General features: G+C 35.3%; 20 protein-coding genes and 1 riboswitch. Of the genes, 9 read left to right on the top strand and 11 right to left on the bottom strand.

Translation table 11 applies throughout. The annotated features are described in order from the left end of the window. The first annotated feature begins 639 nt into the window (after positions 1 to 639). Complete coding sequence (tatA, locus tag ACGH47_RS01130; RefSeq protein WP_411590960.1) at positions 640 to 813, top strand: twin-arginine translocase TatA/TatE family subunit; 174 nt, start codon at positions 640 to 642, stop codon at positions 811 to 813. Positions 814 to 820: 7 nt separating this feature from the next. Beyond that, a complete protein-coding gene (locus ACGH47_RS01125; protein ID WP_411622435.1) occupies positions 821 to 2,005 on the top strand; it encodes an FAD-dependent monooxygenase in 1,185 nt (394 codons plus the stop codon). A gap of 59 nt (positions 2,006 to 2,064) precedes the next feature. On the opposite strand, the gene ACGH47_RS01120 is transcribed toward ACGH47_RS01125, so the two are convergent. From ACGH47_RS01120 to raiA, 4 genes are all read right to left on the bottom strand, one after another. Continuing rightward, positions 2,065 to 3,105, bottom strand: coding sequence for an NADH:flavin oxidoreductase/NADH oxidase (locus ACGH47_RS01120; protein WP_411622433.1), 1,041 nt, complete (start codon positions 3,103 to 3,105; stop codon positions 2,065 to 2,067). Positions 3,106 to 3,230: 125 nt separating this feature from the next. After that, positions 3,231 to 4,268 carry an A/G-specific adenine glycosylase gene (mutY, locus tag ACGH47_RS01115; RefSeq protein WP_411622431.1) on the bottom strand — a complete coding sequence of 346 codons (1,038 nt, stop codon included), beginning with the start codon at positions 4,266 to 4,268 and terminating at the stop codon, positions 3,231 to 3,233. A gap of 15 nt (positions 4,269 to 4,283) precedes the next feature. Then, a complete protein-coding gene (gene pheA, locus ACGH47_RS01110) occupies positions 4,284 to 5,435 on the bottom strand; it encodes a bifunctional chorismate mutase/prephenate dehydratase (protein WP_411598976.1) in 1,152 nt (383 codons plus the stop codon). A 101-nt stretch (positions 5,436 to 5,536) separates the two neighbouring features. Further along, a complete protein-coding gene (gene raiA, locus ACGH47_RS01105) occupies positions 5,537 to 5,869 on the bottom strand; it encodes a ribosome-associated translation inhibitor RaiA (RefSeq protein WP_065558752.1) in 333 nt (110 codons plus the stop codon). Between the two features lie 332 nt (positions 5,870 to 6,201). Between raiA and trmJ the strand changes: the two genes are divergently transcribed. After that, positions 6,202 to 6,888 carry a tRNA (cytosine(32)/uridine(32)-2'-O)-methyltransferase TrmJ gene (gene trmJ / locus ACGH47_RS01100; RefSeq protein ID WP_411603780.1) on the top strand — a complete coding sequence of 229 codons (687 nt, stop codon included), beginning with the start codon at positions 6,202 to 6,204 and terminating at the stop codon, positions 6,886 to 6,888. Positions 6,889 to 6,934: 46 nt separating this feature from the next. On the opposite strand, the gene cysS is transcribed toward trmJ, so the two are convergent. The 5 genes from cysS to mog all read right to left on the bottom strand — a co-directional run bounded on the left by cysS (position 6,935) and on the right by mog (position 12,124). After that, on the bottom strand, positions 6,935 to 8,326 hold the full coding sequence (cysS, locus tag ACGH47_RS01095) for a cysteine--tRNA ligase (protein WP_411622429.1): 1,392 nt from the start codon (positions 8,324 to 8,326) through the stop codon (positions 6,935 to 6,937). A gap of 282 nt (positions 8,327 to 8,608) precedes the next feature. Continuing rightward, positions 8,609 to 8,851, bottom strand: coding sequence for a GlsB/YeaQ/YmgE family stress response membrane protein (locus ACGH47_RS01090; RefSeq protein ID WP_065558750.1), 243 nt, complete (start codon positions 8,849 to 8,851; stop codon positions 8,609 to 8,611). Between the two features lie 311 nt (positions 8,852 to 9,162). Continuing rightward, a complete protein-coding gene (lysC, locus tag ACGH47_RS01085; RefSeq protein ID WP_267359467.1) occupies positions 9,163 to 10,524 on the bottom strand; it encodes a lysine-sensitive aspartokinase 3 in 1,362 nt (453 codons plus the stop codon). Between the two features lie 81 nt (positions 10,525 to 10,605). Beyond that, positions 10,606 to 10,780, bottom strand: a riboswitch (Lysine riboswitch). Between the two features lie 110 nt (positions 10,781 to 10,890). Then, on the bottom strand, positions 10,891 to 11,349 hold the full coding sequence (argR, locus tag ACGH47_RS01080) for a transcriptional regulator ArgR (RefSeq protein WP_267359469.1): 459 nt from the start codon (positions 11,347 to 11,349) through the stop codon (positions 10,891 to 10,893). Between the two features lie 205 nt (positions 11,350 to 11,554). Beyond that, positions 11,555 to 12,124 carry a molybdopterin adenylyltransferase gene (gene mog, locus ACGH47_RS01075; RefSeq protein ID WP_267359471.1) on the bottom strand — a complete coding sequence of 190 codons (570 nt, stop codon included), beginning with the start codon at positions 12,122 to 12,124 and terminating at the stop codon, positions 11,555 to 11,557. Between the two features lie 232 nt (positions 12,125 to 12,356). Between mog and ACGH47_RS01070 the strand changes: the two genes are divergently transcribed. Then, complete coding sequence (locus ACGH47_RS01070; protein WP_411622427.1) at positions 12,357 to 13,301, top strand: ABC transporter ATP-binding protein; 945 nt, start codon at positions 12,357 to 12,359, stop codon at positions 13,299 to 13,301. Next, on the top strand, positions 13,294 to 14,064 hold the full coding sequence (locus ACGH47_RS01065) for an ABC transporter permease (protein WP_267349698.1): 771 nt from the start codon (positions 13,294 to 13,296) through the stop codon (positions 14,062 to 14,064). Before ACGH47_RS01070 ends, ACGH47_RS01065 begins: the two co-directional genes overlap by 8 nt. Before the next feature lie 133 nt (positions 14,065 to 14,197). Here the strand turns inward: ACGH47_RS01065 and accC are convergent, their stop codons facing one another. Both accC and accB read right to left on the bottom strand, forming a co-directional pair. Then, positions 14,198 to 15,544 carry an acetyl-CoA carboxylase biotin carboxylase subunit gene (accC, locus tag ACGH47_RS01060; RefSeq protein WP_065558744.1) on the bottom strand — a complete coding sequence of 449 codons (1,347 nt, stop codon included), beginning with the start codon at positions 15,542 to 15,544 and terminating at the stop codon, positions 14,198 to 14,200. Between the two features lie 41 nt (positions 15,545 to 15,585). After that, a complete protein-coding gene (accB, locus tag ACGH47_RS01055) occupies positions 15,586 to 16,050 on the bottom strand; it encodes an acetyl-CoA carboxylase biotin carboxyl carrier protein (protein WP_065558743.1) in 465 nt (154 codons plus the stop codon). Positions 16,051 to 16,413: 363 nt separating this feature from the next. Here accB and ACGH47_RS01050 point away from each other — a divergent pair, with 363 nt between their 5' ends. The 4 genes from ACGH47_RS01050 (at position 16,414) to rng (ending at position 20,417) form a co-directional block, all read left to right on the top strand. Further along, a complete protein-coding gene (locus ACGH47_RS01050; RefSeq protein ID WP_065558742.1) occupies positions 16,414 to 17,457 on the top strand; it encodes a rod shape-determining protein in 1,044 nt (347 codons plus the stop codon). A gap of 142 nt (positions 17,458 to 17,599) precedes the next feature. After that, entirely contained in the window at positions 17,600 to 18,442 is an 843-nt protein-coding gene (mreC, locus tag ACGH47_RS01045; RefSeq protein WP_065558741.1) for a rod shape-determining protein MreC, read from the top strand. Beyond that, positions 18,429 to 18,914 (top strand): rod shape-determining protein MreD, encoded by a 486-nt coding sequence (gene mreD / locus ACGH47_RS01040; RefSeq protein WP_267349693.1) that lies wholly within the window; start codon positions 18,429 to 18,431, stop codon positions 18,912 to 18,914. The genes mreC and mreD overlap by 14 nt, the downstream gene beginning before the upstream one ends. 27 nt (positions 18,915 to 18,941) lie before the next feature. Beyond that, a complete protein-coding gene (gene rng, locus ACGH47_RS01035; protein ID WP_267349692.1) occupies positions 18,942 to 20,417 on the top strand; it encodes a ribonuclease G in 1,476 nt (491 codons plus the stop codon). The last annotated feature ends 94 nt before the right edge of the window (positions 20,418 to 20,511 follow it).

Here is a 20,511-nt window from a genome sequence, read left to right as displayed (position 1 = left end):
TTACATCCGTTTTTCAAATTATAGTAGATATTTTATAAGTTTTACATACAACATTAAATGAAAAGCTAATATAAAAAAGTAATTTTTTGTAATTTTGTCTGAATTGTTCGTTTTATAGCAAGTTAATTATATCAATTTGCGTATTAAAAAATCAAAATATAGTGTTTTTAAAAAAATATTTTATTTTTGTTTTTCTGTTGGAATTTTGTTTATTTCCACGAGAAAAAAAGATTTTTGTCTGCTTTTTAAATGTTTTTTATTTTATATTTGATATATGTCAAATTAATTTATTTTCATGAGTTACTTACGTTAAATTTATTTATTTATTGATTTTAAAAGATTTAATTCTTGTTTTTGACCTTTTTCTTTTAAAATTTAAAATAAATAAAAAAACAAATAAAAACGTTGACTGAAACGAAAAAAAATGGATAATAAGCAGTGTAAGGATTTTTCATTGTTTTCTTTCCTTATATTCCTTATATTTCATGTTGGCCTGTATATTTATATGCAGGTCTTTTTTTTTGCTTAAACTTCTTATGAAATCATCCCTTAAAAGGTATAATGTATAAATATATATACCATTTGTTTACAATTCTATTGTTAGACGAATTAATAAAATTTAATAAAGAGGATTTTATTATGTCATTTAGTATCCCACATCTTTTAGTCTTTCTTGCTGTTGTCGTCTTGTTATTTGGTACTAAAAAACTACGAAACTTAGGATCTGATTTAGGTTCTGCGCTGAAAGGGTTTAAAAAGGAGATGAGTGAAGATATTGAATCTAAGAATGATCCTAAATTAGATAATAAATAATTGAGCTATGAGTATTCAATTTGATGTCGCCATTGTTGGGGGTGGCTTAGTAGGTTTGGCAACGGCTTGTGCTTTAAGTCATTATGATTTGAAAATTGCCATTATTGATAAAAATATTCACCAACATGAAAGTTTGCCAAAGGATAAGATTGGGGTCAGAGCTTCAGCGCTAAATGGTGCTAGCCAGCGCTATTTTGCTCAAATTGGTGTATGGAATGCACTTTGCTTAAGTGGTCGTGTGCAAGAGTTTACTGAAATTGATGTGTGGGAAAAGAATGGAAAGGCTCATTTATCAGCACAGGCTAAGGATTATGGTTATCAAAATTTAGGTTATATCATTGAAAATCACGTTATGTCTCATTATTTATATCACTATGCTTTAGCTAGTAACAACATAACGATTTATAGTCAAGAAGTGATAGATAGTGTATTCGATGATAATAGTGCTTTTTTGACCTTGGCAGATCTGGTTACTTTACCAGCGAAACTTATTATTGGTGCAGATGGTGCAAATTCATGGATTCGTCAGCATGAAAATATTTCGGTTTTAGAACGTAATTATATTCATCACGCACTCATTACAACCGTTGAAACCGAATATCCTCATCATGCTTGTGCAAAACAAATTTTTTATCCCAATGGTATTGTTGCCTTTCTTCCCCTTTATCATCCTAATAAAAGTTGTTTAGTATGGTCAACTAAACCTGATAATGCAGCTAATTTAGCTTTGTTATCTGAAACCGACTTTTCTCATCAATTATTTCAATTAACAGGTGATAAAGTAGGTCACTGTCAGTTAATTAACCCAAGAATGATTTTTCCATTAAAAGCACGCTTTGCCAAACAGTTTGTTAAGCATCGTTTAGTTTTGGTAGGCGATGCAGCGCACACAATTCATCCTTTAGCCGGGCAAGGCGTCAACTTAGGTTTTCAAGATTCGGCCTTGTTAGTGTCGACGATAAAAAAATTAATTGATGCAAATCAGGATATTGGCCTGGTCGGTAATCTAAAATCATTTCAGTTTACGCGTCGTAAAGATGCGGTGGTGATGTTAACTGCAATGCAAACTATTCAAGATATGTTTAATGGGGATAATTTATTTAAGAAGGCACTAAGAACGGTAGGCATGAATACTATTGATTATTGTTCTCCATTAAAAAAACAGTTAATTAAATATGCCATGAAGATATAAATTTGCTAATGTTTATTATCCTGTAGCGTGTGCTACAGGAAGTAAAATTTTAGCTTAAGTTATTTAAAGGCGATTTGATAAGATGCCGGAACAAATGGCGATGAAGGAATACGCAAAGGCCAATAAGGATCATTGAGTAAGCCTCGACCAATTGCTATCAAATCTGCATCACCTCGGCTTAAAACGTAATCGGCTAAGTAATGATCTTCAAGCATACCAACAGCTATTATTGGTAAATCTATCGATTGTCTGATAGCGCTAGCCAAGTAAACTTGATAACCGGCATGAAAATCAGGGGTGTTTGCTGGATCAAGTTGTCCGTCACCGCCACCACTCACATCTAAAACGTCAGCGCCCGCATCTGCAAAACGTTTAGCTATTTTGCATCCATAATCAATACTATATCCATCTTTACCATATTCTTGCGCTGAAAACCGAATAATTAACGGCATGTCAGGTGGCATTACCGATTTAGCGGCTTTGATAACTTGTTCGCCAAATAGTAGCTTATCTTGACCATATTCATCGGTTCGTAAATTGGTTTTAGGTGAACTGAATTGATGTATTAAGTAACCATGTGCGCCATGGATTTCAATTGCATCGAAACCAGCTTCAACGGCCCGTTGGGTTGATTCTTTAAATTTTTGAATAATGTCAGCGATTTCGTCTTTTGATAATTCTCTTGGCATTTGATATTGCCACTGTTTATTGGCTTCGTTAACGCCGTCATAAAGAAGGGGAGAGCAAGATACCACATCATCAGCTCCCAACGCTTTACGCCCTGCATGGGCAATTTGAATGGCTATTTTGCCATTTTGGGCGTGAACGGCATCAACAATGCGTTTAAACTGATCACGTTGTTCATCATTCCATAAGCCTAGACAATTTGGCGAGATTCGTCCATTTGGTGCAACATTCGTCATTTCAACAATAATTAAACCAACGCCCCCAACAGCTCTTGAAACATAATGAATAAAATGCCAATCATTTGGTAAACCATCTTTAGCTTGATATTGACACATTGGAGGCATAACAATACGATTTTTTAATGATAATCTTTTAATCGTAAAAGGCGTATTTAAATAAGATATTTTAGCCATATAGAATTCCTTAAATTATTGGTGAACAATAGATTCTCAACTTTTTGTGAAGAATAATTAAGCTATAATATCGCTAATTTAACCGATAGTTAACCAACCGATCAATTTTAAGCTCATTTAATCAATCATGAATTCAATTGCTTCAATAAATTGTAAATGGGTGTTGCTAAGCCAATTTTCGCATTTTCTGTTGTTAAGTTATACCAATAGCCATTACTTTCATCTAAACATTTCGTGTTGTTAACCATGATGCAATGAATCGGTATGATATCTAAATGAAAATGGCTAAAAGTATGGCGAAAAGAAATCAATTGTTGTGGTGGAGTTGTTTGAATTCCACAATCGTTTAGCCAATTGATTAATGCTTGCTTTGTAGCAAATTGTGGTGGGCAATATAAACCGCCCCAGATACCCGATGGCGGTCGTTTTTCAAGCCATATACTCTGGTTGTATTCTAGCATCAAAAAATAAGCCGATTTTTCAGGAGTTGTTGTTTTCGGTTTTTTGGTAGGATATTGTTGCCAACTGTTTGTTTGATAAGCGATACAATCACTTTGTAGTGGGCATAAGTTACATTTAGGTTTAGTACGAGTGCAAACCATTGCGCCTATATCCATCATCGCTTGATTAAATTTTGCTACATCATGCTTTGGTGTGACCTGTTCGCTCAATTGCCAAAGTCTGTTTTCAATGCTTTTATTGCCAGTCCAACCTTCAACAGCAAAAAAGCGTGTTAAAACCCGTTTTACATTACCATCTAAAATAGGGTAATGTTGGTTTTGAGATAGCGACAAAATTGCGCCAGCAGTTGACCGCCCAACACCGGGTAAGGCAACGACATCATCAAATAAAGTAGGGAAGTGACCTTTAAACTTGTCAGTAACCATTTTCGCCGCTTTATGTAAATTACGGGCTCGAGCATAGTAACCCAATCCAGTCCACAAATGTAACACATCATCAATCGGGGCGTGTGCTAAATCGGTTATCTTCGGAAAATGCTCAATAAAACGATTGAAGTAGGGGATGACAGTTGCAACTTGAGTTTGTTGGAGCATCACTTCAGACAACCAAACATGGTAAGAACTTTTTTCAATTTGCCATGGTAACGTTTTTCTGCCGTACTGTTCATACCACTTGAGCACGGCATTTGAAAATTTTTGCATAATGTCAATAATATATTACATGAGAGAAGAAATGGAATCACTTGGATAACAGCCAAGCACTTTGGTGTATAAGGTAATAGCTGAAAGTTCCTTAAGTGCGGTTTGCATTTCATGAGAATTTAGATTACCTTGTAGATCGATATAAAACATCTCTTCCCATGGCGTACCATGGATTGGTCGAGACTCCAGCTTTGTCATGACAATGTTGTGATTGCGCAATACTAGTAATGCATCAACTAAAGCCCCAGCTTGTTGACCTGTTTTCATTAGGATAGTTGTTTTAGCAGGTATCTGATTTGAAACGTCAACAGGTTGTCGAGCTAACACAATAAAGCGAGTGATATTTTCTTTTTGATTAGCAAAATCATGTTCAAGTACTTGTAGTCCATATAATTCACCGCCATCTTTGTTCCCCATTGCTGCAACATTTGGCTTATTGAGGCTTGCTACCATCTCCATAGCTGACGAGGTACTATCGCAATAGACAATTTTCCAATGAGGTGATTTTTCTAAAAAGTTACTGCATTGTTGAAATGGTTGTGGATGACTATAAATAGTGTCAATTTGCTCCAGTTTGGCATCAGCAATAGCAAGTACGCAGTGATCTATAGGTAATGAAAGTTCACCAATGATATGTAAATTGGTTTTTTGTAAAAGATCATAAACTTCATTAATCGAACCAGAGCTTGAATTTTCGATAGGTAAAATACCAAAATCCACCACTCCTTTTTCGACTTGCTCAAAAACATCTTTAAAGGTTGAACAACTGGATTCCGTCATTTCTTCAAAGTGAGCACTCGCATAACGTCGCGCAGCAGAGTGGGAGTAAGAGCCTTTGGGCCCTAAAAAAGCAACTTTTGCCGTCGCTATGGTGTTGTGATTAAGTTTTTCTTGTAAGATCTTTTGTTGTAGTAGAACGGAATCTTCAATAATAACCTGATATAGACGTTTTATTAAAATATCATCAAGATGATAGTCTTTTCCTTGATGAATAAGTGAATTGATTAATGAGCGTTCACGTTCTAAATCACGCACAGGAATGTTGGCTTCAATTTTTGTTTGAATGACTTGTGTTGAAATTTGGCGACGTTTAGCTACAAGCTCTAATAATTTCGCATCAATTTCATTAATTTTATCTCGCAAGGGTAGTAAAGGATTAACAGTCATTTGGCTTAATTAAGTAAAAAATAGATGTGTAATATTATAACAAGCTAAAAAATAAAGGCACTATCAAAGTGCCTTTTAATTTATTTGTGATCATCTATTTTCTAAACTTGCTCTTCCAGTACGGCTCCTTTGATGCTATCAAAGGCTCGGCGAGATTCCCCTTTATGCTGAATCTTATTGAGTTGTTTTTCGAGTTTTCCAATAAGATCATTAATTGCTGCATACATATCAATGTGTTTAGCTGAAGCAACTAACGGTGTGCCTTTGGTTGCAATGGTGGCATCAATAATAAATCCATCAGGTTCCTTCGATAATATAAAGTGAGGGTTGATTAACAGTGCTCTCCATTTATCTAGTTTCGAAAACTTATCTTCAAGATAACGACGAATTGCAGGAGTAATGTCCATTTGTTTACTGGTAATACTTAACGTCATGATTGACCTCCACTATGTTTACTAAAAAGTTTACTAAAAAATTCGCTAACAAATTGAGCTAACTCAATGGGGGATTTCTACCTCTACATTGGCAAATTATTGCAGTTTCGTCAATCAGTTATTTATTTATTCTGTAAATTTTGTGATTAACATTCAAAATAATTTCTGCTGATTTTGATCAATCAGATTTCAAATCTGCATTTTGCCATCTTTTTCCTATATACTGTTAACTATTTGGTTCTAATAGGAACTCGATACTTTTTAATGAGGATATTGTGAATTATTTAGATAACGTGAAGATTGTTTTAGTTGAAACTTCGCATACTGGTAATATGGGTTCAGCCGCTAGAGCAATGAAAACAATGGGATTAACGCATCTTTGTTTGGTTAACCCAGTAATAAAACCAGATTCTCAATCTATTTCTTTAGCAGCTGGAGCGAGTGATATTATAAAACAAGCCCAAATTTTTTCATCTTTGGATGAGGCGATTGCAGATTGTCGGTTAGTGATCGGGACTAGTGCTCGTCCTCGCAGTTTACAGTGGCCGAATTTAACACCAAAAGAGTGTGGCGATAAAATTATTCAAGAAGCATCTAATAATGATGCAAATGTTGCTTTGGTTTTTGGTCGTGAACGAGTGGGATTAACTAATGAGGAGTTGCAAAAGTGCCATTATCATGTTGGGATTCCTGCAAATCCAGCTTATAGCTCATTGAATTTGGCGATGTCAGTACAAGTGCTTTGTTATGAAATACGAATGTCGATGTTAAATATTGATTCTGTTTTAACTGAACAAGAGGCTGATATAAATAGTATTGAGTTTCCCAAAGATGAAGACATCGAACGTTTCTATCAGCATTTAGAACAAACTTTGTTGAAAACTGAATTTATTAATGCTAATCACCCCGGTCAAATTATGGGGCGCTTACGTCGGTTATTTACTCGCGCACGGATTGAGCAACAAGAGTTAAATATTTTACGGGGTATTTTAACGTCAGTGGATAAAAAATTAAGATAGATGATTATCAACACCCATTTTTTAATGGGTGTTTAAGCTTATATCATCAACTTTTTTTGCGCCAAGTCGTGCCATTCGCACCATCTTCAAGCACGATATTCATAGCATTTAGTTTATCTCGGGCTTCATCGGCTAACGCCCAATTTTTACTGGCGCGGGCTTCATTACGTTGTTGAATCAAAGCATCAATTAAGGTGCTATCAACATCGTCTTGTGATTCGCCTTGTAAAAATTTGACTGGATCTTGTTCTAATAAACCTAGAACAGCGGATAAATAGCGTAATTCGGCTGCCAATTCATTGGCGTGCGCCATATCATTTTCCGCTTTTGCTTTATTAATTTCACGCGCGAGATCAAATAGTGTGGAATAGGCTTCAGGTGTATTAAAGTCATCATTCATTGCTTGACAGAACTGACGGTAATAATCACTGTCTGGTGTGGTATGAGGATGATTAGGATCGGTATCCCGTAAAGCTGTATATAAACGCTCTAGTGCCATTCTGGCTTGTTTTAGATTTTCTTCACTATAGTTGAGTTGACTGCGATAGTGACCTGACAATAAGAAATAGCGAACTGTTTCTGCATCATAATGCTTTAATACATCACGAATCGTGAAAAAGTTATTTAGTGATTTTGACATTTTTTCTTGGTCAATCATTACCATACCCGAATGCATCCAATAATTTACATATTGTCCATCATGAGCACAAGTTGATTGAGCAATTTCATTTTCGTGGTGTGGGAACATCAAATCAGACCCACCACCATGAATATCAAAATGATTACCCAATTGGTAGCTATTCATTGCTGAACATTCAATATGCCAACCAGGACGACCTTTACCCCATGGTGAATCCCAACTTGGTTCATTTGGTTTAGACATTTTCCATAACACAAAGTCCATTGGATTGCGTTTTACATCAACAACATCAACACGGGCACCCGCTTGTAATTGTTCTAAATTTTGACGAGATAAAATACCATAATTAGGATCACTATCGACGGAAAACATTACATCGCCATTATCAGCAATATAAGCATGGTCTTTTTTTATTAACTCTTCAACCAATTCAATAATTTGTTGCATATGTTGAGTTGCACGAGGTTCAACGTCAGGACGTTTAATATTCAATGCATCAAAATCAGCATACATCTCTTGTAACATACGTTCGGTTAATTGTTCACAGGTTTCGCCATTTTCAAGGGCTCTTTTAATGATCTTATCATCAATATCGGTAATGTTACGGACATAAGTTAAGTCATAACCTAAAAAACGCAGATAACGAGAAACAACATCAAATGCGACAAAAGTGCGCCCATGACCAATATGACAAAGATCGTAAATCGTCACCCCACAGACATAAAGTCCGACTTTATTGGGGTTAATGGATTGAAATACTTCTTTTTCTCGAGATAATGTATTGAATATTTTAAGCATTCTAGTTTACTATTTATTAATAAGTGATTTTGGAGATTAATATAACAAAAATCGCCATACGACGAAATTACTTATTAACATCTTTACAACGAAAATGAAAGGAATCTAATTTATGCCATTCGGTTTTTTGATGCTACAAGCGTAGGTTTAAAAGCGGTGAGTATGGTAACTGATGCTAAACCAAAAAATAAAATTCATTGAATTATCGATAAGAATTATTTTGATAATTGCATTAATTAATTGGCGGAAGCAATCCGCCAATTTTGATTTGAAACGAATTTTTTATCTGAAAAGACGATAAAGATAGATTAATAAAATCGCCCCTAATACTGAGATAAACAAACTTGGGAAATTGAATCCAGTGACGCTTCCCCAGCCGAAGAAAGTACTTATATATCCTCCTACCAAGGCTCCCGCGATACCGAGTAAAATGGTTTTCACCACCCCAACACTGCCTAGAGGCATGAAAAATTTAGCAATCCAACCGGCAATTAATCCTAGAATAATCCAACTTATAATACCCATGATAATTTACCCTTATTTTGTTGTATTTAATGTTAGTTTACAGATGTAGTAAATTGAATTAAAAAAAGTAATACACTTTTTAAACGTATAAATTACTAATAACAAAACTAGATGAAGATTGATGACAATTGATAAATAGAGAACAGTTTTATGAACGTACGGCATAAAATAATTTAGCTATATTCTATAATTTTTTTTATTAAATGTTTAGATATTTTATTAAGCTTTACAATTTATTTTTTAGCTTAGTATGGAATTTAGTTTGAACTTAGCAGATAAAGAGGAAGAGATTATCTTCCTCATAGAGAGTATTATTCAAAAATTGTTTTGTGGAGAATTTTAATGATGTCTTCCGCATCATTACTTCTTGATAATAAACAAAGGTTATGCGTGCTAGCACCGTAACAGCAAAGTCGAATGATAAAATCATCTAAGACACCAAACACCTCTTTAGCTATACCCTTGGTTGATGTCAGTTTATTACCAATGATGGCTATTAAAGCTAAATCTTCTTCAACATCGACATGGCAAAGTGTGGAAAGCTCATCAAATAGTGCTTTAGTTAATAAACTGGTGCCATTGGTGTTAGTTCCTGTCGTATCAATAGTTAATGCAATGCTGACTTCTGACGTTGTGACTAAATCAACAGAAATATTATGTTTAGCCAGTATAGTAAACACATTCGCTAAAAAGCCTTGTGCATGTAACATATTTAAACTAGTTAACGTAAGTAAGGTTTGTTTGCGGCGCAGTGCTAATGCTCTAAATGATGGCAGATCTGATTTGATGCTATTAGTATTATAAACAATTGTTCCGCCTGCTTGTGGCGCTTTACTTGACCCGACAAATACTGGGATATTGCTTCGAACAGCTGGCACCAGTGTTGCAGGATGTAACACTTTAGCACCAAATGTCGCCATTTCCGCCGCTTCAGCAAAAGAAATTTCGTCAATACGTTTAGCGGATGGCGCAATTCGAGGATCGGTAGTATAGATACCGGCAACATCTGTCCAAATATCGATTTGTGTTGCATTTAACGCTTCACCAAGCAAAGCGGCAGTATAATCGCTACCTCCTCGACCTAAGGTAGTGGTTTTACCGGTGCTTTCAGAACCAATAAATCCTTGTGTAACAATAATGTTATTGGCATACAATGATTTTAAATGTGCACAACAGAGTTGTTTAATATCTTCAATTATTGGTGTGGCTTTACCAAACTTATTATCCGTCCGCATGACTTTACGCACATCGAACCATAACACATTTTTCTGTTTTTCTTTCAATATTTCTACAAAAAGTTTAGAAGACATAATTTCGCCATGACTGACAAGTTCGTCGGTTAGGGCGGATGATGTAGCGAGACTAGCGGCTTCTGATAAAGAGGCAATATTAGCAATTATCTGATCTATCTCAGCACGTAATGTAGGATTTTGAGGAAGTTGTTCTAAAATACTATATTGAATAGATTGAATTTTCGCGATGTGTTGTGCTCTTACTTCAGCATCTCGCCCTTCAGCTAAAGCTACTAATAAATTTGTAATACCTGCAGAGGCAGATAATACCACAACTTTGACATTCGGATTGGTGACAACGATATTTGCACTGTTTACCATAGATTGGTAATCGGCAACACTGGTACCACCAAATTTAGCAATTACAAATGATGTTTCCATGAATTCCTCATATTAAAAATTATTATTTTTAACAGAGTTAGAGCGAGGTCATGACTTATTTACCGTTAAGGAAAATGAGTAAAACCCTGAAGCGCTCCACCTGTTAGGGTGACAACCCAAGGGATTCAGCCCTTGCAGTCGATCTAACTGAGTTCTGGATTATCAATTAAATCTCGGCATTACATCCCCTCAATCATTTATTAACGGTTCCAGCCCCTAAAATAATCTACCTGAGTAATGCGCCTCTTCGTTCTTGTGATTTAAATTACAAAATCAGTGTGTATAGAATTAACGATTCTGTTAATTGTGTCAATAGGTTAAATATTAAAAATTCAAATAATAACAGAAAAGTTAACTGATCAGTTTTTATAATTCCTGTTCAAATAGCTCAAGAATAATTTGATATAATTTTTTCACCGTACATCCTTTCGTTGGTGTACTGAAAATTGTATCATCGCCAGCAATGGAACCTAAAATACCTTCTGATTTTCCGATTGAATCAAGTAATCTTGCGATAAGTTGCGCAGCGCCTGGGCTAGTTCGAATGACGACCATTGAACTATTATAATCAATGTCTAAAACCAAATTTTTTAATGGGCTACTTGTCGTTGGAACACTGATTTCAGCGGGTAAACAATAAACCATCTCCGATTTGGCATTTCGTGTTCTCACGGCACCAAATTTAGTTAACATTCTTGATACTTTAGATTGATTAATATTGTCAAAACCTTGATCTTGAAGAGCTTGAACAATTTCAACTTGTGAACTGAATTTTTCTTGACTTAGCATCTCTTTAAATACGCGAGTGAAATCATCTTGTTTCATAGTGTTCCTTTGGATTAAATGTTTTACTGTTTTGACATTCAATTTTATTTATAAACATTGCTTAAAAGTTTAAAATCAATCAGATATAACAATATAGAAGTCAGAAGTTATCTTTTATTGCACAAAAACTTTTATCGAATGGAGAAATAAAAGCAGTTTATTTTATTAGATAATTATGCATCAAAGTTGCATAAAACTAAAGTTTCTATTTTACAGGTTTATTCGGTCGAAAAGCTTTAACAACATGTTCATGTGTTTCGATGTATGGTCCTTCTAATAGCTCAATACAGTAAGGCACACTGGCAAAAATACCATTTACAATCACATTTCCAGCATTATCTTTCACACCTTCTAATGTTTCTTGAATAGATTTAGGTCTGCCAGGTAGATTCAGAATTAAACATTTGTTTCGTATTGCACCGATTTGTCTGGATAGAATTGCAGTGGGCACAAAATGCAAACTAATTTGACGCATTTGTTCACCAAAGCCAGGTAAAATACGATCGGCTATCGCTATTGTTGCATCGGGTGTGACGTCTCTTAAAGCTGGCCCTGTTCCGCCAGTTGTCAGTATTAAATCACAATGTAATTTATCCACCAAATCGCATAAGGTTTGTTCAATTAACGGTTGTTCATCAGGGATAATACGCGGTAGGGTTTCAAACGGGGTTTTTAATGTTTTTGTTAACCAGGTAATTAAAGATGGAATTCCTTCATCTTCATATACACCATTAAATGCACGGTCTGATACCGAAACCAACCCAATCTTAATCATAATATTCTTTCCTTACTTAATGATTTATTTTAACTTAACTTAGTTTAAGCGTTTGTGAGTTGATTTTAACAAACATTAATCTTTTTTATGTTTTGTTAATGGGGTGCCATATAATCAATTCAAATAATGCTAAAAAGCTCTTTACAATGAATAATTATATTGTCAATATTAATTCACATCAAATAGGATTTTATAGCAATTTAATTATAAAATATTCAATTAGGATACATCCATGTCATCTATTCCTGCACTTGAGTTAATTGAACTCAAAAAAATTTATAAAAATGGTGTAGAAGCATTAAAAGGTATTAATTTAACTGTACAAGCTGGTGATTTTTATGCACTGCTTGGGCCTAATGGTGCTGGAAAATCCACTACGATTGGAATCATAAGTTCTTTGGTTACCAAAACATCGGGTCAAGTTAAAATTTTTGGATTTGATTTAGATAAAGATATTGTCAACGCCAAAAGGCAGTTAGGGTTAGTGCCTCAAGAATTTAATTTCAATCAGTTTGAAGAAGTACTGCAAATTGTTGCAAACCAAGGTGGATATTACGGATTACCCCGTAAATTAGCACTTGAACGTGCTGAAAAATATTTACGTATTTTAGATCTTTGGGATAAGCGTAATAGCCGAGCAGGTATGTTATCAGGTGGCATGAAAAGACGACTCATGATAGCAAGAGCATTAGTTCATGAACCTAAATTATTAATTCTTGATGAACCAACGGCAGGGGTTGATATTGAATTACGACGTTCTATGTGGGATTTTTTAAGAGAAATCAATCGTCAGGGTATTACGATTATTTTGACCACACATTATTTAGAAGAAGCAGAAATGTTATGTCGGCATATTGGTATTATTCAACATGGTGAACTCATTGCTAATTCCTCTATGCGTGATTTACTGGCGAATAGTCAATCTGAAACGATTATTATCGATTATTTACCATCCAGTCAGCCTATAGTTTTAAACGATTATGCATTTACCAATGTAGAGCCAGGCGTGTTGGAAGTTAAAGTCGATAAACAGCATGGATTAAATCAATTGTTTGAGCAACTTAATCAACAACAAATCAAAGTTATCAGTATGCGCAATAAAACCAATCGACTTGAAGAGTTATTTGTTGATTTAGTGCGTAATGATACTCAAACAAAAGGAGCCGATAATGAATAACTTATACTGGATAGCCCTAAAAAGTATCTGGCGTAAAGAGGTGATACGATTTTTAAGAATTTGGATTCAAACCTTAATTCCTCCTGTTATAACTATGTCGCTTTACTTTATTATCTTTGGCAATTTAATTGGGTCACGAGTTGGCAATATGGGTGGTCATAGTTATATGGCATTTATTGTACCGGGATTAATTATGATGTCGGTAATTACCAACTCTTATACAAATGTTTGTTCATCATTTTTTAGTGCTAAATTTCAACGTAATATCGAAGAACTTTTAGTTGCACCTGTTCCAACACATATCTTAATTTGGGGATTTGTTGGTGGTGGCGTTATTCGAGGTATTTTAACTGGCGCTTTAGTGACAATGGTATCCCTTTTTTTTGTGACTTATGAAGTTCATTCTTGGGTATTCGTTATTTTCACACTACTATTAACTTCAATACTATTCTCGTTAGCTGGACTGTTAAATGCAGTTTATGCTAAAACATTTGATGATATTAGTATTGTGCCAACATTTGTGTTAACGCCGTTAACTTATCTTGGGGGGGTATTTTATTCAATCACGTTACTGCCAACATTTTGGCAATGGGTATCTAAATTAAATCCTATTGTCTATATGATTAATGGTTTTCGTTATGGTTTTCTTGGTACCACAGATGTTTCGCTATGGATCACTTTTTCAATGCTTATCTTGTTTGTGGTGATTTTATATATCGCTGTGTGGCGTTTGATTGAAAGTGGTAAAGGATTAAGAAGTTAAGCAGTAAAAATAACACCGCCGACATAAGTCGGCGGATAAGTAGAACCGTTAAGTTTTATGTTAATGATTTGACAAATCAAGCAATTAACACGCTAAAATAACAATATTATTGTCGAGATTAGACATTAATGGACTACTCATAAATACCTAGTTTTTTCTCTAAGTAATGGATATTTGTTCCACCTTTTTGGAAGTTTTTATCATTCATAATTTCAATGTGAAGATCAATATTGGTTTTGATACCATCGATAACGAGTTCAGCTAACGCATTTTTCATACGAGCGATCGCCACTTCACGAGTTTCACCATAGGCAATTAATTTACCAATCATTGAATCATAATATGGTGGTACGGTATAACCAGCGTAGATATGAGATTCCCAACGAATACCAAACCCACCCGGCGCATGAAAACGAGTAATTTTACCCGGTGATGGCATAAATGTTTTTGGATCTTCTGCGTTAATTCTACACTCAATCGCGTGACCTTTAATATGAATATCACTCTGTTTGATTGAAAGTGGTTTGCCAGCGGCAATTAAGATTTGTTCTCGAATCAAATCAACGCCAGTTATCATTTCAGTTACAGGATGTTCTACTTGAATACGTGTGTTCATTTCAATGAAGTAAAACTCGCCATCTTCAAATAAAAACTCAAATGTACCTGCGCCACGATAACCAATCTCAATACAAGCATTAACGCAACGTTCCCCGATAAATTTACGCATTTTAGGCGTAATACCAACAGCAGGAGCTTCTTCTACCACTTTTTGGTGACGTCTTTGCATTGAACAATCGCGCTCACCTAAATAAACTGCATTACCTTGACCATCAGAAAGCACTTGTATTTCAATATGACGTGGATTTTCAAGGAATTTTTCCATATAAACCATATCATTATTGAAGGCAGTTTTGGCTTCTAATTTGGTCATTTTAATGGATTGTTCTAGATCTTTTTCATCACGAACAATACGCATACCACGACCACCACCGCCACCTGAGGCTTTAATAATGACGGGATAACCTATTTTTTTTGCTATCTGTTTATTTGTATCAATATTATTGCTCAATGGACCATCAGAACCAGGTACACAAGGCACACCTGCTTTTTTCATGGCTTCAATCGCAGATACTTTATCACCCATTAAACGAATCGTATCTGGTTTTGGACCGACAAAAATAAAACCAGAACGTTCAACTTGCTCTGCAAAATCAGCATTTTCTGATAAGAATCCATATCCAGGATGAATCGCAGCTGCACCGGTAACTTCGGCCGCTGAAATTAATGCCGGTATATTAAGATAGCTTTTGGCAGACGCAGCAGGACCGATACAGACAGTTTCATCTGCAAGTAAGACATGTTTTAAATCTTTATCTGCCAAAGAATGAACAGCAACAGTTTTAATGCCAAGTTCTTTACATGCACGTAATATACGTAGCGCAATTTCACCGCGATTAGCAATAAGAATTTTATCAAGCATATTCAATCTCTTAATCGTAAAAATTAATTAATAAATTCTGATTATTCAATAATGAATAATGGTTGATCAAATTCAACGGGTTGACCATTTTCAACTAAAATAGCTTTAATAGTCCCAGCTTTTTCTGATTCAATTTGATTCATCATTTTCATCGCTTCGACAATGCAAAGTACATCGCCCACATTCACTGTTTGCCCAACTTCAACAAACGCTTTTGATTCAGGGCTAGGTGTACGATAAAAAGTACCAACCATTGGGGATTTTATTGTTGTTCCAGAAACAGCAACAGGCTCGACTTCATTAGCCACTTCTCCATTAGAAGAAGCTGATGTTACTACAACAGGAGCAGCTTGAGGAATTTGAATATTTTGTACAGGCGCAGAATAGCTTGTTGTTGCCACTGAACGGCTAATACGTACTGATTCTTCACCTTCAGAGATTTCAAGTTCTGAAATTCCTGACTCTTCAACTAACTCAATTAATTTTTTAATTTTGCGTATATCCATGAATTACACCGTGTTTATTTGATATAAGTAACAATTAATTAATGCATCCTTAATATCTTAAAAGAAATCTTTTAACGTGATAATAAGGCAGTAACTCAACATTAACGCCGCAGGATACACTGTAAAATATAATTTGTCATTATATATCTCCTTTACAATCTATTGCTATACTATTTTCTAGGTATTATTTTATAATTGCGATACAATATTATAACTCAATTATTATTGAGGCTTGCTATGGAATTGACAGACTAAATAAGATATTATTTTGACCGATTTTACAAGAAAATTATATTTTATAATTAGCTTGCTTCAAACTCTAAATATACTTAAACAAGATTAATTCTAGGAAAAGTTTTTATTATGTTCAAAAAAGTTCGCGGCTTGTTTTCAAATGATTTATCTATTGATTTAGGTACAGCCAATACACTTATTTATGTAAAAGGGCAAGGGATCGTATTAAACGAACCTTCCGTTGTTGCCATTCGACAAGATCGTTCTGGAACACCGAAAAGTGTTGCTGCTGTCGGACAGGCTGCGAAACAGATGTTAGGGCGTACTCCAGGTAATATTGCAGCTATTAGACCAATGAAAGATGGTGTTATCGCTGACTTTTCTGTCACAGAAAAAATGTTACAGTATTTTATTCGCCAAGTGCACAGCCATAGTTTTTTAAGACCTAGCCCGCGTGTTCTTGTTTGTGTGCCTGTTGGGGCAACACAGGTTGAACGTCGTGCTATTCGGGAATCGGCATTAGGGGCAGGTGCCCGTGAAGTCTATTTAATTGAAGAACCAATGGCAGCCGCTATCGGTGCAGACTTACCCGTCTCGTCACCAACGGGATCGATGGTGGTTGATATCGGCGGCGGAACAACAGAAGTTGCGGTGATTTCCCTTAATGGTGTGGTTTATTCTGCTTCTGCTCGAATAGGTGGTGACCGATTTGATGAAGCTATTATCAACTATGTTCGTCGTAATTATGGTGCTCTCATTGGAGAAGCAACAGCCGAAAAAATTAAACATTTCATTGGTAGCGCTTATCCGGGTGATGAAGTTCTTGAGATTGAAGTTCGTGGTCGAAATTTAGCAGAAGGTGTTCCTCGTAGCTTTACGTTGAACTCGAATGAGATTTTAGAAGCGTTACAAGAACCATTAAGTGGTATCGTGAGTGCTGTCAAGGTCGCTTTAGAGCAGTGTCCGCCAGAGCTTGCTTCTGATATTTCTGAACATGGTATGGTATTAACAGGTGGTGGTGCGTTATTACGTAATATCGATAAATTGTTAGCCGCTGAAACGGGTATCCATGTTGTTGTCGCTGAAGATCCGCTTACTTGTGTAGCACGAGGCGGAGGAAAAGCACTGGATATGGTTGACATGCATGGTGGTGATCTTTTCAGTGAAGATTAAGATTTGTCTTAGTTACCATTTCATTTAGTGCAATAAAGTGGTAAATTATTCAATATCATACTTTCTTATCCGTCGACATTGTCGACGGAGTCACATCTTTGTATCAATAGCGCTTAAGTATATAACAGGTAAGTATTGAACAATGAAATTACTTTTTTCTAATCGTTCACCGCTTAGTGTGCAACTATTTATTTCTATGGCACTTGCTTTAATTTTAATAGTTTTTGATGTTAATTATCGTCCATTTAAAGAAATTCGATATTATCTTGATACTATTATTTCGCCACTTTATTACATTTCTAATTCACCGGCAGCATCGTATGATTCACTCTATGAAATGTCGAAATCCAGAGAAGAATTAGTCAATGAAAACGAAAGATTATCTGAAGAATTATTAAATAAAAAAGCTGATCTGCTACTACTTGCACATTTAAGACACGAAAATAATCGATTACGGGAATTATTGAAAGCACCTTTATGGCATGAAGAGCATAAAATGGCTGCTCAAGTTTTATTAGCTGATACTAATCCTTACGCTTATCAGATCGTTATCAATAAAGGGCAACATGAAGGAGTATATGTTGGGCAACCTGTGATTGATGAAAAAGGTATTGTTGGACAGATTTATGAGACAGCTCAAAACACGAGTCGAGCTATTTTAGTTTGTGATTTTCAACATGCCATACCTGTTCAAGTGCAAAGAAATGATATTGCTATGGTTGCTGTCGGTAATGGATGTAATAATGATTTAACACTCGATTTTTTACCGAATAATGTTGATATTAAAGTTGGTGATGTTCTTGTCACATCGGGGCTAGATGGTCGATTTCCAGAAGGTTATCCTGTTGCGGTAGTAAGTTCAGTTAAAATTGATATCAGTGATTCATCACCCATTATTTCAGCTACTCCGACTGCTGATTTAAAACGACTACGTTATCTATTACTATTATGGGGCGATCAAGGAGAACAACATGAAAAACCCTAGAGGAATACTGGTTATTTGGATAACGTTATTTTTAGGTTTATGTTTACAAATTATACCTTGGACGCCATCTTATAATATATACAAGCCACATGTACTAATGCTCTTCTTAGCTTATTGGTTAATTGCGCTTCCGCATCGTGTTGGTATAGGGACAGCATTTATTCTAGGCATTATTATGGATCTCTTTTCCGGTACGATAATCGGTATCCATGCATTTATTTTTTCTATTATTGCTTATTTACTGATTTTTAAATACCAATTGATACGTAATTTAGCATTATGGCAACAATGCTTTATTATTTTTGGCATATCAATTTGTTATAATTTATTGATGTTTTTATTTCAGGTCAGTATTTATCATACTATAACAATGTCCCCATTAAATTTACTATCAAGCTTTGTTGACGGAGTATTATGGATAGTAATTTACCTATTTTTACGACTAGTGAGACGGAGCTTTGCGATCAATTAATTAGCGATCTATTTAACAGGAATCTTTATGTCAGTTGAACTATTAATGAACGTAACACCTTCTGAAACTCGTGTCGCTTATATTGAAGATGGTGTATTACAAGAAATTCATGTCGATCGTGAATCTCGGCGTGGTATTGTTGGAAATATCTACAAAGGTAAAGTGATCCGCATTTTACCTGGCATGCAAGCAGCATTTGTTGATATTGGTCTTGAAAAAGCAGCCTTTTTACATGCTTCAGACATTATGCCTCATACGGAATGTGTATCGGATACTGAGCAAGAGCAATTTCAAGTTAAAGATATTTCTGAACTTGTTCGCCAAGGACAAGACTTGATGGTACAAGTTGTTAAAGATCCGTTGGGAACTAAAGGGGCAAGGTTAACTACAGATATTACATTGCCTTCTCGTTATTTAGTATTAATGCCCGGTCCAAACTCAGCTCACGTGGCGACTTCTCAACGTATTGAAAGTGAAGAAGAACGAGATAGACTTAAAAAAATTGTTGAACAGTATGTTACCGATCAAGGTGGTTTTATTGTTCGTACGGCAGCTGAAGGTGCAAGTGCGCATGAATTAGAACAAGATGCTAATTTTCTAAAACGACTGTGGTCAAAAATACAAGAGCGTATGGCTAGGCCAATCAGTAAAAATCTGGTTTACGGAGAATTACAACTTTCTCAGCGTGTATTACGTGATTTTGTTGGCGATCCTATTGAGCGCATTTTGGTTGATTCAAAATTAACGTATGATTTATTAGTTGAATTTACGCAAGAATTCATGCCTGAAGTTACTGATAAACTAACGCACTATCGAGGTAGTGCGCCAATATTTGATCTCTATGATACAGAAAACGAAATTCAACGAGCACTGGATCGTAAAGTTAAATTAAAATCAGGTGGTTATTTAATTATCGATCAAACCGAAGCCATGACGACAATTGATATTAATACAGGCGCATTTGTTGGGCATCGCAATCTTGAAGAGACAATTTTTAATACGAATATCGAAGCAACTATTGCTATTGCGCGTCAATTACGATTACGTAATTTAGGTGGTATTATTATTATCGATTTTATCGATATGCAAGAAGATGTCCATCGAGAACGAGTGCTCCAATCACTACAAGATTTTTTAGCCAAAGATAGAGCAAGAACGACCGTAAATTCATTTTCGACTTTAGGCTTAGTGGAAATGACGCGTAAACGTACTCGTGAAAGTTTGGGGCACATTTTATGTGAAGAGTGTCCAGCCTGTAAAGGTCGCGGTATCGTCAAATCCGTAGAAACCGTATGCAATGAAATATTGCGTGAAATTGTCCGTGTTCATAAAGCACATCGTTCTGAATACTTATTGGTTTATGCGTCTGCAGCGGTTGCCAATGCTTTAAATAATGATGAATCACATGCTTTAGCAGAAGTGAAAGTGTTTGTTGGTAAACGTGTTGAAGTCAAAGTTGAACCGCTTTATATTCAAGAACAATATGATGTGGTATTAATGTAAAGCTTCAAAGCCTTGAGATATTAATAATTAACAATATATTGATAATAAATGAACTTTAAAAATTATTAAAGTTGAAATATTAATTAAGGAATTT

The sequence above is a fragment of the Gilliamella sp. CG16 genome, assembly GCF_046635785.1.
Classification (GTDB): domain Bacteria; phylum Pseudomonadota; class Gammaproteobacteria; order Enterobacterales; family Orbaceae; genus Gilliamella; species Gilliamella apicola_I.
This window is presented reverse-complemented; position numbering and strand designations above follow the sequence as displayed.